The sequence below is a fragment of the Lentzea kentuckyensis genome (assembly GCF_002150765.1).
GTDB lineage: Bacteria > Actinomycetota > Actinomycetes > Mycobacteriales > Pseudonocardiaceae > Lentzea > Lentzea kentuckyensis.
Window position 1 is genome coordinate 115,291 of the sequence record NZ_MUYM01000017.1, and the last position, 14,442, is coordinate 129,732.

The following is a 14,442-nucleotide window of genomic DNA, read 5'->3' on the forward strand; positions in this document are numbered from 1 at the left end:
CCGAGGCTAGGCCAGATCGGGGCCCTGCGAACGCAGATCGTCCACTTTCGACATGGCGTCCCGCAGTTCGCCGAGCCACGAATCCGCGTGCTCGCCGACCAGCCGGACGGCCCATGCCAGGGCGTCCGCGCGCGACCGGGCCACACCCGCGGCCACCAGAGTGTCGAGCACCTGACGCTCCGGCTGGCGCAGACGCGTCATGACCGGCACGGCCAGGTGCGTGAACAGTTCACGCGTGTCGCCGAGCGCGGCACCCCACGCGACCTTGCGGCCGTAGCGGTGCTCGGCCTGGCGCGCGATCTCGATGCGCTCGTTGCGCGTCTCCTCCCGCCACCGGGAGATGCGGCCCGACTCGGCCGCGGCGCGCGAGGCGTCGTCGAACTCGCCCTCGAGCGGAGCCAGCGTGCCGACGACCGTGATCTCCTCGCGGTCGACGATCACCTCGGGCGCGCCGGTGAACCAGCCGTCGGGAAGCCTGCCCGCGAACCATGCCGCCGCGTCGTCGGCGGACGGCAGGTCAGCCTGTTGCCACCCGCCGCGTCCTCGCCATCCACGTCCCATTTCAACCACCCCTGATTACATGATTACGTCGTTACCGACGTTACGCCTGCAATCAGCTAGAGGGTGTTCGCCGTCAGCGAAGTGACCAGCGCATCCACCGACGCAACCGGCATGTCGCACACGTAGCCGCGGCACACGTACGCGGCAGGTGCCTCGTCGACCAACGGGCGGTCTTCCAGCAACGGCACAGAGCCCGGTTCTCCGGACACGACCACGCCACCACCGGGCACGTGCGTGACCGCCGCCGCCCACAGCGACGCACGACGCGGGTCCTCGCCGGCACCCACGACCGCCACCTGCAGCGGGCCTGCCACGAGAGCCTCCGCGACGGTCAGCCAGTGGCCGGCGAACCTCGGCGCCCGAGCGGCCAGCAGTCCGGCACGCGTCACGGCTTCCGAAGCGGCCGTGGCATAACGCGAAGAGCGATCGGCGCCGGACAGCAACGAGGCCGTCAGCAAGGCTGCGGCCAGCGAAGACGCCCCCGACGGCGACGCGTTGTCGGTCGAGTCGGCAGGGCGGCGCACCAACGTTTCCGCGTCATCCGCGGTGTCGTAGTAGGCGCCCGGTGAGTCCGGCACGGCGAAACGAGAGAGGGCGGTGTCCAAAAGGCCGCACGCCAGATCGAGCCACCGGATCGAACCCGTCACCTGGTGCAACGCGAGCAAGCCATCGGCGAGGCAGCCGTAGTCCTCCAGCACGCCGAACGACGGTCCCGCGACACCGTCCCGCGAGGTCCGCAGCAGCCTGCCCTCGACCAGGTGCACGGAAGCCAGCAACGACGCCGCCTCCGAAGCCGCCACGATCCACGTCGGCTCACCGAAGAAGGCGCCCGCCTCGGCCAGAGCGGTGATCGCCATGCCGTTCCACGCCGCGATCACCTTGTCGTCCCGGCCCGGTTGGGGCCGCGAAGCACGAACAGCCAGCAACGACGCCCGCACGTCCTCGCCTGGCTCCGACACGAACCTCAGCGTCGACTTGCCGTCCTCGAAGTTCGGTTCCTCGGTGACACCGAACGCGGCGGCGGCATCCCCCAACTCCTCGAAGGACCACACGTAGGTCAGGCCTTCGACGCCCTCGGTGTCCGCGTCCAGCGACGCCGCGAACCCGCCCTCGGCCGTACGTAGATCGCGCAACAGGAACGAGGCCGTGTCCCGCGCGACCCGCTCATAGCGTGCGGAACCGGTGACGCGCGTCAGGTGCGTGTAGAACCGGAGTAGCAAAGCGTTGTCGTACAACATCTTCTCGAAGTGCGGCACGGTCCACGACGCGTCGACGCCGTACCGCGCGAACCCGCCGCCGAGCTGGTCGTACAGGCCGCCGTTCGCCATCGCGTCGGCCGTGGTGGTCGCCATCGAGATCGCCTCGACCGAGCCGGTGCGTTCGTGGTGCCGCACCAGGAACTCCACGACCATCGACGGCGGGAACTTCGGCGCGCCACCGAACCCGCCGTTGCGCCGGTCGAACTCGCCGAGCAACGACACCACCGCGCCCGCCAGCGCGTCCGCGTCCACAGCGGACGGTGGCAGTGGCGCGGTGTGGCGGGAGATCTCCTGCACCACAACGGAAGCCGACTCCAGGATCTCGTCCGGGCGGGTGGTCCACGCCTCCGTCACGGCCTCGACGAGCTGGGTGAACGACGGCATGCCCTGGCGCGGCGAGGGCGGGTAGTAGGTGCCGGCGTGGAACGGGCGTGCGTCCGGCGTGAGGAACACCGTCATCGGCCACCCGCCGGAGCCGGTCATGGCCTGCGTGACCTCCATGTACACGGCGTCGACGTCCGGACGTTCCTCGCGATCGACCTTCACCGGCACGAAATGGGCGTTCACGAACGCCGCGACAGCAGCATCTTCGAACGACTCGTGCGCCATCACATGGCACCAGTGACAAGCCGCGTAACCGACGGACAGCAGCACCGGGACGTTGCGCCGTCGCGCCTCCTCGAACGCCTCCGCGCCCCACGGCCACCAGTCGACCGGGTTGTCAGCGTGCTGCAGCAGGTACGGGCTGGTCGCGTCAACGAGCCGGTTCGTCATACGAACCACACTAAATCAGCAGCGCAGAGGCCGACTCTCGATCAGACTCGACCTCGTGTTGCTGACCATGACCACCACCCACCAGCCGGCGACCGACCTCGGTCACCTGCTGCACAAGCACCCGGACCGGGCTCAGTCGTTCTCGACGAGCTCGGGTGTCGCGCACGTCTTCTACCCGAAGGCGACGAACGAGGAATGCACGGTCGCCCTCCTGCTGGAGGTCGACCCCATCGCGCTCGTGCGAGGTCCCGGCAGCACGCTCACGCAATACGTCAACGACAGGCCGTACGCGGCCGGGTCGTTGCTCACGGTCGCGCTCGGCAGCGTGTTCCGCACGGCCATGAACGGCCGCAGCGAGAGCTTCCCCGAGCTCGCCCGGACGCCGCTTCCGCTGGTCATCCGCGTTCCCGCGCTGCCGCACCGGCTCGCGGAGCGGTTGTTCACGCCGCTCGGCTGGACCGTCGAGGTCACCGGGCACGGCGATTCGCGCTACGGCGACGTCACGCTGACCGGAACGCTCAGGGTCAGCGACGCTTTGAAGCACCTCTACGTGCTGCTGCCGGTGCTCGACGGCGGCAAGCACTACTGGGTCGCGGCCGACGAGGTCGACAAGCTGCTCAAGGCCGGTGACGGCTGGCTGGCGGCGCACCCGGACAAGGAGCTGATCACCACCAGGTACCTGGCGCGCAAGCGACCGTTGATCACCTCTGCGCTCGAACGCCTCGCGGACGTCGACGAGGTCGAGCCGGAGGAGCTGGACAACGCCCTGGCGGAGCCGAAGATCTCCCTTGCCGCACAGCGCAAGGAGGCCGTGATCAAGGCGCTGCAAGAGGCGCGGGCCAAGCGTGTCCTCGACCTCGGCTGCGGTGGCGGCGCGTTGCTGCGCGAACTCGTCAAGGAGCCCGAGTTCACCGAGATCCACGGCGTCGACGTGTCCGCGAAGGCGTTGCAGGAGGCCGCGCGCAAGCTGCACCTCGACCGCATGTCCGATCGCCAGCGCGAACGGATCACGTTGCGGCAGTCGGCTTTGACGTACGCCGACACCGAACTCGCCGGCTACGACGCGGCGGTGCTGATGGAGGTCGTCGAGCACGTCGACCCGTCGCGCCTGCCCGCGCTGGAGCATTCGGTCTTCACCGTGGCACGGCCCTTGACGGTCTTGGTGACCACACCGAACGTCGAGTACAACCCGCTCTTCGAAACGTTGCCGGAAGGGCAGATGCGCCACTCCGACCACCGTTTCGAGTGGACGCGGGCGGAGTTCGCGCAGTGGGCGGACGGCGTCGCGGAACGCCGTGGCTACACCGTGCGTCATGTGCCGATCGGGCCGGAGGACGCCGAACGCGGCGCGCCGACCCAGATGGCCGTGTTCAGCTTGGGGGAAGAGAACTGATGGACCTGAAGATTCCGGACCTGTGCCTGGTGGTGCTGATCGGCGCCTCCGGTTCGGGCAAGTCCACGTTCGCGCGCAAGCACTTCCTCCCGACGCAGGTGTTGTCGAGTGACTACTTCCGCGGGCTCGTGTCCGACGACGAGAACGACCAGGCGGCGTCCGCGGCGGCGTTCGACGTGCTGCACTACGTCACCTCGAAACGGCTCGAAGCAGGGCGCGTCACGGTGATCGACGCGACCAACGTGCAGGCACCCGACCGCGCGAAGCTGATCGAGGTCGCGAAGAAGGCGAATGTGCTGCCGGTGGCGATCGTCCTCGACACCCCGACCGAGGTTTGCCTGCGGCGCAACGCAGAGCGGCCAGACCGCGACTTCGGCGCGCACGTCGTGAAGCGGCATCGGGCCGCGTTGCGGCGGTCGTTGAAGTTCCTCGGCAAGGAGGGCTTCAAGCGCGTCCACGTGCTGCGCTCCGAGTCCGATGTGGACAACTCGACGATCGTGTACGAGCGGCTGCTCAACGACCTCAGGCACGAGACCGGTCCGTTCGACGTGTTCGGTGACGTGCACGGCTGCCGCGCCGAGCTGGAGGAGCTGCTGGTCGAGCTGGGGTACTCGCTGGTCCGCGACGACGAGGGCCGTGCGGTGGACGCGGTCCCGCCGGGCGACCGCAAGGCCGTGTTCGTCGGCGACCTCGTCGACCGCGGGCCGGACACTCCCGGCGTGCTGCGCCTGGTCATGGGCATGGTCGCCGCCGGCCACGCCTTCAGCGTGCGCGGAAACCACGAGGAGAAGCTCGTCCGGGCGTTGCGCGGCCACAAGGTGACGGTCCGGCACGGGCTGGAGAAGTCGCTGGAGCAGCTCGCGCACGAGACTCCCGAATTCCGGCGTGAGGCCGAGAAGTTCTGCGACGGCCTGATCGCGCACTACGTTCTCGACGGCGGAAACCTCGTCGTCGCACACGCCGGTCTGCCCGAGCGCTACCACGGTCGTGCGTCGGCGAAGGTGCGGAGTTTCGCTCTGTACGGCGACACGACCGGCGAGACCGACGCGCACGGCCTGCCGGTGCGCCTGCCGTGGGCGAACGACTACCGCGGTTCGGCCATGGTGTTGTACGGGCACGTCCTGGTGCCCGAGGCCGAGTGGATCAACAACACCATGTGCCTCGAAACGGGCGTGGTGTTCGGCGGGAAGCTGACCGCGTTGCGCTACCCGGAGAAGGAAACCGTCTCCGTGAAGGCGCACCAGGTCTGGTACGAGAACGACGCGCCGTTCCCGCCTCCGAAGGCCGCCGAGCGCGCGCCGGACGTCCTGTCGCTCACCGACGTCACCGGTCTGCGCCGGATCGACACGTCGCTGATCGGTCCCGTGACGATCCGGGCTGAGCAGTCCGCGTCGGCTCTGGAGGTCATGAGCCGGTTCGCGATCGACCCGCACGACCTGCTGTACCTGCCGCCGACGATGGCGCCGACCGCGACCTCGACGCGCGACGACGTGCTGGAGCACCCGGAGGACGCGTTCGCGGAGTACCGGTCGGCCGGTGTCGCGCAGGTGATCTGCGAGGAGAAGCACATGGGCTCCCGCGCGGTGTTGCTGGTGCGCAAGGAAGGTGGCGCGATCTACACGCGCACCGGGCGTGCGTTCTTCGACGGCGCCCTGGGCACCGAACTGCTGGACCGCGTGCGTTCGGCGTGTGCCGGCTTGTTCGACGAGTTCGCCACGGACTGGCTGCTCCTCGACGCCGAGCTGATGCCGTGGAACGCCAAGGCCTCCGGGCTGATCCGCGAGCAGTACGCGGCAGTCGGCGCGGCGGCAGGCGGCGCTCTGCCGGTGGCCGTCAGCGTTCTTGAGTCGGCGGCTGCGCGCGGTGTGGACGTGTCGGAACTGCTGGCGCGCACGACTCAGCGCGCCTTGAACGCCGAGGCCTACCGTGCAGCGTACGAGCGGTACTGCTGGCCCACCAACGGCTTGGAGGGCGTGCGGATCGCGCCGTTCCAGTTGCTCGCGGTCGAGGGGCGCACGTTCCACGACCGTTCGCACCTGTGGCACCTGGAGACGTTGAGCCGCCTGGAGGGGCCGCTGTTCCAGCAGACCCGGCACCTCGTGGTCGACACCGCGGATCCCGCGGCCGGCATTCGCTGGTGGGACGAGCTGACCGCGGCCGGCGGCGAGGGCATGGTCGTGAAGCCGCTGGCGAACCTCGGCGGACGCGTACAGCCGGGCGTGAAGGTGCGTGGACGCGAGTACCTGCGGATCATCTACGGCCCGGACTACACGACGCCTTCGAACCTCGCACGGCTGCGCAAGCGTTCGCTCGGACGCAAGCGCGGACTCGCCCTGCGCGAGTACGCCCTGGGCATCGAGGCCCTCGAACGCGTCGCGCGCGGCGAGCCGTTGTGGCGGGTGCACGAGTGCGTCTTCGGCGTGCTCGCGCTGGAGTCGGAACCGGTGGACCCACGACTGTGATCCTGGAAGCGATCATCGGCTCGCACGCCTACGGGCTGGCGACCGAGGAGTCCGACGTGGACAGACGCGGGGTGTTCGTCGCGCCCACGGAAGCCTTCTGGCTGTTCGAAAAGCCACCGACGTCGGTCGAGGGCCCGGCGCCGGAGCAGCTCACCTGGGAGGTCGAGCACTTCTGCAAGCTGGGGCTGAAGTCGAACCCGACGGTGCTCGAAACGCTGGTGAGCCCGCTGATCGAGGTCAGCACGCCGATGGGAGAGGAACTGCAGGCGCTGCTGCCCGCGTTCCTCTCCCGGTACGCGGTGCGGGCCTACACACGCGCGACGGAGATGCAGCTGTCACGCGCGGGCCGCAACCTGAAGCCCAAACAGCTCATGCACGTCGTGCGGTTGCGGCTGCTCGGGCTGCACTTGGTGCGCACGGGCGAACTGTCCATCGCGGCGGACCGTTCGTTGCTCAGGATCCGCGACGGCTCGATGCCGTGGGACGACGCCGTCGCGTGGGCGCACCGGCTCGGAGACGAGCTGGTGAGCGCGGACGGGCCGTTGCCGGAAGAGCCTGACCGGGCACGGGTCGAGGACTGGTTGGTGTCAGTGCGCAGGAGGATGTTGCGCGATCAGCCGTCGGGGCAGTCCCGCTAGTCCTGCTTCTTCGGTTCGGCCGGGGTCTCCGCGGGCTGGTCGGAGGAGGCCTCGGCCGGCTCATCGAACGACGCCGGCACCCGCTTGAGGTGCTTGTTCATCGACTTGACGAGGAAGAAGACCGCGATGAAGAAGACGATCAGCAGGACGAGGCCGACCGGGGAGGACTTGCCGAAGTCCTCGCCCTGGCCGCCCTTGTCGTTCTCGTTCGTGTTCGACGGCTGCACGGCGACCAGGGCCACCGTGCTGCTGAGGTCGAAGTCCTGCGAAAGCTGGGGAATCACCCCTAGACCTTAACTCCGGCGAACAGGTCGTTCTCCGGCAGCGTCGAGTCGACCAGGGAGCGGACGAGCTCGTACTCCTCGGTCGGCCAGATCTCGCGCTGCAGGTCCATCGGGATGACGAACCAGCGGCTGGTCGGGTCGATCTGGGTCGCGTGGGCCTTGAGGGCCTCGTCGCGGACGTCGAAGTAGTCCGCGCACTCGACCTGGGTCGTCACGCGGTCCATCACGTCCGGGCGGTCGGCTGACCAGTTCGCGAGCCACTCCGTGTACGGCGACTCCATGCCGCGGGCCTCCATGGCCTCGTGGAACGCCAGGAGCTTCGCGCGCGAGAAGCCGTGCCCGTAGTAGACCTTCTGCGTCTCCCACGCCGAGCCCAGCGACGGGTCGAACGAGGGATCGGCCGCGGCGTCCAGCGCTGCCATCGAGATTTCGTGCGTCCGGATGTGGTCCGGGTGCGGGTATCCGCCGTTTTCGTCGTACGTCACGACGACGTGCGGGCGGAAGTCGCGAATGGCCTCCACCAGGGACGGCACCGACTCCTCCAGCGGCACGAGGGCGAAGCAGCCCTCTGGCAGCGGTGGCTTCGGGTCGCCCTCGGGCAGACCTGAGTCCTTGAAGCCCAGCCAGCGGTGCTGGATGCCGAGGATCTTGGCCGCGCGGGCCATCTCCTCGCGGCGGACCTCGATGATGTTCTCGAGCACGTCCGGCCTGTCCATCGCCGGGTTGAGAATGCTGCCCGCACCACCGTCAGTACAGGTCACGACCATCACGTCGTGGCCTTCCGCGATGTAGCGGGCCATCGTGGCCGCGCCCTTGCTCGACTCGTCGTCGGGATGTGCGTGCACTGCCATAAGGCGCAGCTTTTCGGCCATGACCCCCGTGGTCCTCCTGTGTCAACGGTCCTGCGACACTCATCAACTGAACGTCGGGCACCATTGTTCCCCAGAGGCTGAGGAGGACGCGGCAAAGTGGCACAGCGCGCGCTTCCCGAGGGGCGCTACAGCAAACAGAGTCGCAAACCGCTGTCCAAGTGGACGCGCTGGGCGTTACTCACTGTAGCCGTGGCGGTGGGTGCCGTCGTCGCCTTCGTCGGTTACCGAAATCTCGGCACAAAGCCGATCGAGGCGAAGCAGACCGCGTTCAACTTCCTCGGCGACGACCGCGTACAGGTCAGTTTCGAGGTTTCCCGAGATCAACCGGAGCGCGCCGCCGTCTGCATCATTCGGGCCCGATCCAAGGACGGGGACGAAGCAGGCAGACGCGAAGTTCTGGTTCCGCCGGGAAATTCGCTCGTCGTCGAGACAACAGTTCTCCGCACCTCGAAGCCGCCGGTCACCGGCGAGGTGTTCGGGTGCTCCTACCAGGTTCCCGCCTACTTGTCCACGAGCTAGCGGCCAAGCGGGTGATCTGCGGTTTAAACGGCGAGATGGGGAACAAATCGCCGTCGCTGAACGTTGTCTTCGTGTTACTATTGCCGCTCAAGCACGGCCCCGGCGCGGGCCGTGTTTTTCCGTTCCGGGCCCCCGGCCCGGGAACTATCTGGGGCACACGTGTGCGCCAGAGCAAGACGAGGAGTTGGTGACCGTGAGCGACACCCAGGTGACCTGGCTGACCCAGGAGGCCTACGACCGGCTCAAGGCTGAGCTGGACGAACTTATCGCGTACCGCCCGGTCATGGCTGCCGAGATCAACGCCCGTCGCGAAGAGGGCGACCTCCGCGAGAACGGCGGCTACCACGCGGCACGCGAGGAGCAGGGCAAGCAGGAGGCGCGCATCCGCCAGCTGCACGAGCTGCTCCAGGCCGCGAAGGTCGGCGAAGCCCCCACCACCAAGGGTGTCGCGGCGCCGGGCACGGTGCTCACGATCCGTTACGACGGCGACGACGAGACCGAGACCTTCCTGCTCGCGACCCGCGAAGAGGGCGCGCACGGCGAGATGGAGGTCTACTCCCCGGTGTCGCCGCTCGGCAAGGCGCTCAACGGCGCGAAGGACGGTGAGACCGTCGAGTACGAGCTGCCCAACGGCAAGCTCCAGAAGGTCACGCTGATCTCCGCTGTTCCGTACTCCGCGTAGCAGCCATCACGAACTTTTTGAAATAGGCACTGGGCCGGTCACTTCGGTGACCGGCCCCGTCCTTTTTTCACGCGTTCCAGGAGCGGCCGCACGCGTGGGGGCACTGGTGTGGACAAAGCGATCGACGTCGACAGCCGTCGCACGTGCGGCACGTCGACGATGTGATCGACCACGCGCTGCAGGTCCGCGTTCGACCTCGCGACCATTCGCACGAACAGATCGCCCTGGCCGGTCGTCGCGTGCACCTCGCACACCTCGCTGATCGCGGCCAGCCCCTCGCACACCTCCGCGCGCCGGCCCTGCGCGATCTCCACCACCGCGAACGCCGTCAGCCCGTACCCCATCGCGCCGAGGTCCAGTGCCGGCGGGAACCCGGTGAGCACGCCTTTGTCGACGAGGCGGTCGAGCCGGGCCTGGACCGTTCCCCGTGCGACGCCCAGTCGCCGCGAGCATTCGAGGACGCCCAGCCGCGGCTCGTCTGTCAAGAGCAACAGCAGCCTTGCGTCGAGTTCGTCGACGGGCTGGTCAGAGTGCTCACTCTGCTGATCGCTGGCCACAGATCACTGTACAAAATGTTCAGCAAAATCGCTGACTGTTGCTCACCCTGCTAGGTCGACTCATGCTGTGAAGCATGACGCAGCAGCTTGACGACGTGAGCTACGACCAGCTCCGGCAGCTCGTGGGGTTGGTCGACTACGACGCGACCAAGGACCCCTTCCCCGTGCGCGCCATGGACGCCGTGGTGTTCGTCGCGGGCAACGCCACCCAGACCGCCTGGCTCTACCAGGTGGCGTTCGGCATGGAGCTCGTGGCCTACGCGGGTCCCGAGACCGGCCAGCGCTCGCACAAGTCGTTCGTGCTGAAGTCGGGTTCGGCCCGCTTCGTGATCCACGGCGGTGTGCTGCCCGGCTCCGAGCTCCTCGACCACCACCGCCGCCACGGCGACGGCGTGATCGACCTGGCGCTGGAGGTCGGCGACGTCGACCAGTGCATCAAGCACGCGCGCGCACAGGGCGCCACCGTCCTGGAGGAGCCGCACGACGTCTCCGACGAGCACGGCACCGTGCGTCTCGCGGCCATCGCGACCTACGGCGAGACCCGCCACACGCTGGTGGACCGCTCCCAGTACAAGGGCCCCTACCTGCCCGGTTACGTCGCCCGCACGTCCACCGTGAAGCGTCCGGAGGGTGCGCCGAAGCGGCTGTTCCAGGCCGTCGACCACTGCGTCGGCAACGTCGAGCTCGGCAAGATGGACTACTGGGTCGAGTGGTACAACCGCGTCATGGGCTTCGTGAACATGGCGGAGTTCATCGGCGACGACATCGCCACCGACTACTCGGCGCTGATGTCCAAGGTCGTCTCGAACGGCAACCACCGGGTCAAGTTCCCGCTGAACGAGCCGGCGGTCGCGAAGAAGAAGTCGCAGATCGACGAGTACCTCGAGTTCTACGAGGGCGCGGGCGTGCAGCACATCGCGCTGGCGACCAACGACATCATCCGCACGGTGACCGCCATGCGCGACGCCGGTGTCGAGTTCCTGGACACGCCGGACTCCTACTACGACGACCCGGAGCTGCGGGCCCGGATCGGCGAGGTCCGCGTGCCGATCGAGACTCTCAAGGAGCACCGCATCCTGGTCGACCGCGACGAGGACGGCTACCTGCTGCAGATCTTCACCAAGCCGATCGGCGACCGGCCGACCGTCTTCTACGAACTGATCGAGCGCCACGGCTCGCTGGGCTTCGGCAAGGGCAACTTCAAGGCCCTTTTCGAGGCGATCGAGCGCGAACAGGAGCGACGCGGCAACCTCTGATGGCATTCCCCCGGTAGGCTGCTTCACGGGGGATACACATCGTGGGGAGGTGGCATGGCACTCGTACGACGCGTGGCCGCGGTGATTCCGCTGGTCGGAGCCGTGACCACGGCTGCGGCACTGACCGGAGCGGCGTTCTTGACCGTGGCGCACGCCGGCTGTGACGAGGCCGGCCGCTTCGTCCGCACCGGCGATTCGATCGAGTTCGTCGGCGGCTGTGTCAACGGCGCCGACCTACCGGCGGCGCCGATGACCGAGGCCGAGAACGTGGACAGGTTCGGCGGCTCCAAAAAGCCTTAGCAAACGGCACGCGGGGGCCCCGCGTTTCCCTGGAGGAAACGCGGGGTCCCCGCGTGCATTTCAGCCCAGCGCTTCGAGCAGGTCGGCCACCAGGTCGTCGCCGGACTCGATGCCCACCGAGACGCGCACCAGGTCAGCGGGGACTTCCAGCATGGAGCCCGCGGTCGACGCGTGCGTCATCTTGCCGGGGTGCTCGATCAGCGACTCGACGCCGCCGAGCGACTCCGCCAGCGTGAACAGCTTGGTCCGCGCGCACACCTCGAGCGCCGCCTCCTCGCCGCCCTCGACGAGGAACGACACCATGCCGCCGAACCGGCGCATCTGCTTGGCCGCGACGACGTGGCCGGGGTGCGACTCCAGGCCGGGGTAGATGACCTTCCGGACCCGCGGGTGCCGCGTCAGGGCCTCCGCCACCAGCTCTGCGTTGTCGGAGTGCTTCTCCATCCGCAGCTCGAGGGTCTTGATGCCGCGCAACGTGAGGTAGGCGTCGAACGGGCCGGGCACCGCGCCCGCGCCGTTCTGCAGGAACCCGAACGCCGCGTCGATCTCCTCGTCGGAGGTGATGAGAGCGCCGCCCACGACGTCCGAGTGGCCGCCGACGTACTTGGTCGTCGAGTGCAGCACCACGTCCGCGCCCAGCTCCAGCGGGGTCTGCAGGGCGGGCGAGGCGAAGGTGTTGTCGACGACGAGCTTGGCGCCTGACTCGTGCGCGACGGAGGCGATGGCCGCGATGTCGCCGATGTTCAGCAGCGGGTTGGTCGGCGTCTCGATCCACACGAGCTTCGTGGCGGGCGTGATGGCCGCGCGGATGGCGTCCACGTCCGAGACCGGCGCCGGCGAGTGGGTGACGCCCCACTTCGAGAAGACCTTGTCGATCAGCCGGAACGTGCCGCCGTAGGCGTCGTTCGGGATGACGATGTGGTCGCCGGGCTTGAGGAACGTGCGCAGCGCCGCATCGGTCGCACCCATGCCGGAGGAGAACGCACGGCCGTAGCGCCCGCGTTCCAGCGAGGCGAGGCACGTCTCGAGCGCGCGGCGGGTCGGGTTGCCGGTCCGCGAGTACTCGAAGCCCTCACGCAGACCGCCGACGCCGTCCTGGGCGTACGTGGAGGTCGCGTAGATGGGCACGTTCACCGCACCCGTGGTCGGGTCCGGGTCCTGACCGGCGTGGATCGCCCTGGTGGCGAAGCCGTATGGGGTGCTCATGTCCGAAGGGTACTCACCCATCTGGCGGTCGACGGCAAGAGTCCAAGGAGTGAACCGGCCACCGCGAACAGCAGTGTTAGCCACACGGTGTCCTGCACGTGCAGCAGCGCGAACGCCAGCACGGGCACCACGGCGCCGAAGGGGAACTCCTGCAAAATCGCGATCAGCACGATGCCGAGCACCACCACGGCACCAACTGGTAGCAGGAACCTGCCGAACCCCACCCTCAGGCACAGCAGCAGGCCGCCGATGAGCAGCAGCACGGCGGCGAGAACCTGCAGCACCAAGAGGACCAGCGGGGTGACGGCGTTGATCAGAAACCCGAACGTTCCCCCGAACTGCGCCAGCGCCCAGATCGTGCCGACCAGGATGACGAGACCGGCCAGCGCACCGCACACGCCGCCGAGCACGCCCGTCGCACCACTCGGGCGCGCCGGACCTGGACCAGGACCCGGATGGCCTGGTCCCTGATACGGGCCAGCCCCCGGCCACTGGGAAGTGGCCGGGGGCTGGTACGGCTGCTGCGGGTTCACCAACCCTGCTGCTGTCCGCCGTAACCCTGCTGCGGCGGCTGGCCGTAGCCACCCGGCTGCTGGGGCTGCTGCGGGTAGCCACCGGTGCCCGGCTGCTGCGGGTAACCACCGGTGCCGCCGCCGTACTGCGAAGCGGTCTCCGGGGCGTTGACCACGATGGTCTTCATGATCTTGTCGGCCCAGGTCTGCTTCTTCGGCTCCCACAACGGAGCGAAGAAGCCCGCGTAGCACGGCAGGGCGTCGACGATGTGGCACAGCTGGCGCACGAACACGGTGCCGCCACCGATCGGCTGCTGCGTCTCCTCGCCGACCAGCTTGATCTTCGCGATCTTCTTGCCGATCGTCTGACCGGTCTGGCCCTGCTTGATGATCGTGTTCCAGATCACGAAGCCGGCGTAACCGAGCCAGAGGACCAGGCTGATGATGCCGAAGATGATCGCGATGCCGCTGTCACCGGTGGACGCGCCGATCAGGCCGAGCACCAGCACCAGGACGTAGACCACGACCAGAGGCGCGGCGACGTCGATCAGGTAGGCGACGAAGCGCGAACCCCACTCCGCGTAGCCGGTCGGAGGCGGCGGTGCCATGCCGTAACCGGCGGGCACGCCACCGTAGGCGGGCTGACCGTACGGCTGCTGCGGCTGGCCGTACGGGTTGGACTGCGGAGCACCGTACGGCTGCTGCGGCTGACCGTAGGGCTGCTGCTGCGGCTGGCCGTACGGGTTCGACTGCGGAGCACCGTAGGGCGGCTGCTGCGGGGCGCCGTAGGCAGGCGGCTGCTGCTGCGGAGCGCCGTACGGGGGCGACGGCGGCTGGGCGGGGAAACCGCCGGAGCCGGGCCCCTGTGCCGGGAAGCCACCCGAACCGGGAGCTGCCGAGGGCGGCACCTGGCCGGGGCTGACGACCTGGGTGGCGTCCGCGTTCTGCTGATGTGCGGCGGGAGCCTGACCAGGCGAGACGACCTGCGTCGCGTCCGGGTTCGGGTTCGCCGCAGAGGGCTGGCCACCTCCCGGGACGATCTGCGTGGCGTCCGCGTTGGGCTCCTGCTGCGGCTGACCGCCGAACTGGTTTCCTGGCGGCTGCGGAGCGTTCATCCGGTTTCCAACCCCCTTGGCTGGGCCGTGTGTGAATAAGACTGATGATCTG

At 68.5% G+C, this 14,442-nt stretch carries 15 protein-coding genes; 7 read left to right on the top strand and 8 right to left on the bottom strand.

Going from position 1 to position 14,442, the window contains the following annotated elements; genetic code table 11:
- Nucleotides 1-6 precede the first annotated feature (6 nt).
- Together B0F77_RS11525 and B0F77_RS11530 are read right to left on the bottom strand one after the other, a co-directional pair.
- Nucleotides 7-561, bottom strand: a complete 555-nt coding sequence (locus B0F77_RS11525) for a hypothetical protein (protein WP_086662832.1) — start codon at nucleotides 559-561, stop codon at nucleotides 7-9.
- 56 nt (nucleotides 562-617) lie between these two features.
- Nucleotides 618-2,594 carry a thioredoxin domain-containing protein gene (locus tag B0F77_RS11530; protein WP_086662833.1) on the bottom strand — a complete coding sequence of 659 codons (1,977 nt, stop codon included), beginning with the start codon at nucleotides 2,592-2,594 and terminating at the stop codon, nucleotides 618-620.
- 55 nt (nucleotides 2,595-2,649) lie between these two features.
- Between B0F77_RS11530 and B0F77_RS11535 the strand changes: the two genes are divergently transcribed.
- From B0F77_RS11535 to B0F77_RS11545, 3 genes are read left to right on the top strand one after another with little or no spacing between them, the layout of a single operon-like run.
- A complete protein-coding gene (locus tag B0F77_RS11535) occupies nucleotides 2,650-3,987 on the top strand; it encodes a 3' terminal RNA ribose 2'-O-methyltransferase Hen1 (protein ID WP_086662834.1) in 1,338 nt (445 codons plus the stop codon).
- The gene (locus B0F77_RS11540) at nucleotides 3,987-6,449 is read left to right on the top strand and encodes a polynucleotide kinase-phosphatase (protein ID WP_086662835.1); all 2,463 of its coding nucleotides are present in this window, start codon (nucleotides 3,987-3,989) and stop codon (nucleotides 6,447-6,449) included. The genes B0F77_RS11535 and B0F77_RS11540 overlap by 1 nt, the downstream gene beginning before the upstream one ends.
- Nucleotides 6,446-7,087 (top strand): nucleotidyltransferase domain-containing protein, encoded by a 642-nt coding sequence (locus tag B0F77_RS11545; protein WP_086662836.1) that lies wholly within the window; start codon nucleotides 6,446-6,448, stop codon nucleotides 7,085-7,087. The genes B0F77_RS11540 and B0F77_RS11545 overlap by 4 nt, the downstream gene beginning before the upstream one ends.
- On the opposite strand, the gene B0F77_RS11550 is transcribed toward B0F77_RS11545, so the two are convergent.
- Both B0F77_RS11550 and mca read right to left on the bottom strand, forming a co-directional pair.
- Nucleotides 7,084-7,371, bottom strand: a complete 288-nt coding sequence (locus B0F77_RS11550) for a hypothetical protein (RefSeq protein ID WP_143466679.1) — start codon at nucleotides 7,369-7,371, stop codon at nucleotides 7,084-7,086. The two genes, B0F77_RS11545 and B0F77_RS11550, sit on opposite strands and share 4 nt — an antisense overlap.
- Before the next feature lie 2 nt (nucleotides 7,372-7,373).
- Nucleotides 7,374-8,243: a mycothiol conjugate amidase Mca gene (gene mca, locus B0F77_RS11555; protein ID WP_086662837.1), complete on the bottom strand. Its 870-nt coding sequence runs from the start codon at nucleotides 8,241-8,243 to the stop codon at nucleotides 7,374-7,376.
- Nucleotides 8,244-8,339: 96 nt separating this feature from the next.
- Between mca and B0F77_RS11560 the strand changes: the two genes are divergently transcribed.
- A complete protein-coding gene (locus B0F77_RS11560) occupies nucleotides 8,340-8,762 on the top strand; it encodes a DUF4307 domain-containing protein (protein WP_086662838.1) in 423 nt (140 codons plus the stop codon).
- Nucleotides 8,763-8,949: 187 nt separating this feature from the next.
- Nucleotides 8,950-9,444 carry a transcription elongation factor GreA gene (gene greA, locus B0F77_RS11565; RefSeq protein ID WP_086662839.1) on the top strand — a complete coding sequence of 165 codons (495 nt, stop codon included), beginning with the start codon at nucleotides 8,950-8,952 and terminating at the stop codon, nucleotides 9,442-9,444.
- A 38-nt stretch (nucleotides 9,445-9,482) separates the two neighbouring features.
- Here greA and B0F77_RS11570 read toward each other — a convergent pair whose 3' ends face one another.
- Entirely contained in the window at nucleotides 9,483-10,001 is a 519-nt protein-coding gene (locus tag B0F77_RS11570; protein ID WP_086662840.1) for an Lrp/AsnC family transcriptional regulator, read from the bottom strand.
- Nucleotides 10,002-10,075: 74 nt separating this feature from the next.
- On the opposite strand from B0F77_RS11570, the gene hppD reads away from it, so the two are divergent.
- Both hppD and B0F77_RS11580 read left to right on the top strand, forming a co-directional pair.
- Nucleotides 10,076-11,257, top strand: a complete 1,182-nt coding sequence (gene hppD / locus B0F77_RS11575; RefSeq protein ID WP_086662841.1) for a 4-hydroxyphenylpyruvate dioxygenase — start codon at nucleotides 10,076-10,078, stop codon at nucleotides 11,255-11,257.
- Nucleotides 11,258-11,311: 54 nt separating this feature from the next.
- Nucleotides 11,312-11,557: a hypothetical protein gene (locus tag B0F77_RS11580; RefSeq protein WP_086662842.1), complete on the top strand. Its 246-nt coding sequence runs from the start codon at nucleotides 11,312-11,314 to the stop codon at nucleotides 11,555-11,557.
- A gap of 60 nt (nucleotides 11,558-11,617) precedes the next feature.
- Here B0F77_RS11580 and B0F77_RS11585 read toward each other — a convergent pair whose 3' ends face one another.
- The 3 genes from B0F77_RS11585 to B0F77_RS11595 all read right to left on the bottom strand — a co-directional run bounded on the left by B0F77_RS11585 (nucleotide 11,618) and on the right by B0F77_RS11595 (nucleotide 14,390).
- Nucleotides 11,618-12,763 carry a cystathionine gamma-synthase gene (locus B0F77_RS11585; protein WP_211293749.1) on the bottom strand — a complete coding sequence of 382 codons (1,146 nt, stop codon included), beginning with the start codon at nucleotides 12,761-12,763 and terminating at the stop codon, nucleotides 11,618-11,620.
- A complete protein-coding gene (locus tag B0F77_RS11590; protein ID WP_086662844.1) occupies nucleotides 12,760-13,173 on the bottom strand; it encodes a hypothetical protein in 414 nt (137 codons plus the stop codon). Before B0F77_RS11590 ends, B0F77_RS11585 begins: the two co-directional genes overlap by 4 nt.
- Before the next feature lie 119 nt (nucleotides 13,174-13,292).
- On the bottom strand, nucleotides 13,293-14,390 hold the full coding sequence (locus tag B0F77_RS11595; protein WP_086662845.1) for an RDD family protein: 1,098 nt from the start codon (nucleotides 14,388-14,390) through the stop codon (nucleotides 13,293-13,295).
- Nucleotides 14,391-14,442: the final 52 nt, after the last annotated feature.

Bases quoted from the DNA above. Each gene is read 5' to 3' on its own strand.
- B0F77_RS11525 (WP_086662832.1), bottom strand. From the start codon at position 561: ATGGGACGTGGATGGCGAGGACGCGGCGGGTGGCAACAGGCTGACCTG.
- B0F77_RS11530 (WP_086662833.1), bottom strand. From the start codon at position 2,594: ATGACGAACCGGCTCGTTGACGCGACCAGCCCGTACCTGCTGCAGCAC.
- B0F77_RS11540 (WP_086662835.1), top strand. From the start codon at position 3,987: ATGGACCTGAAGATTCCGGACCTGTGCCTGGTGGTGCTGATCGGCGCC.
- mca (WP_086662837.1), bottom strand. From the start codon at position 8,243: ATGGCCGAAAAGCTGCGCCTTATGGCAGTGCACGCACATCCCGACGAC.
- hppD (WP_086662841.1), top strand. From the start codon at position 10,076: ATGACGCAGCAGCTTGACGACGTGAGCTACGACCAGCTCCGGCAGCTC.
- B0F77_RS11580 (WP_086662842.1), top strand. From the start codon at position 11,312: ATGGCACTCGTACGACGCGTGGCCGCGGTGATTCCGCTGGTCGGAGCC.
- B0F77_RS11585 (WP_211293749.1), bottom strand. From the start codon at position 12,763: ATGAGCACCCCATACGGCTTCGCCACCAGGGCGATCCACGCCGGTCAG.
- B0F77_RS11595 (WP_086662845.1), bottom strand. From the start codon at position 14,390: ATGAACGCTCCGCAGCCGCCAGGAAACCAGTTCGGCGGTCAGCCGCAG.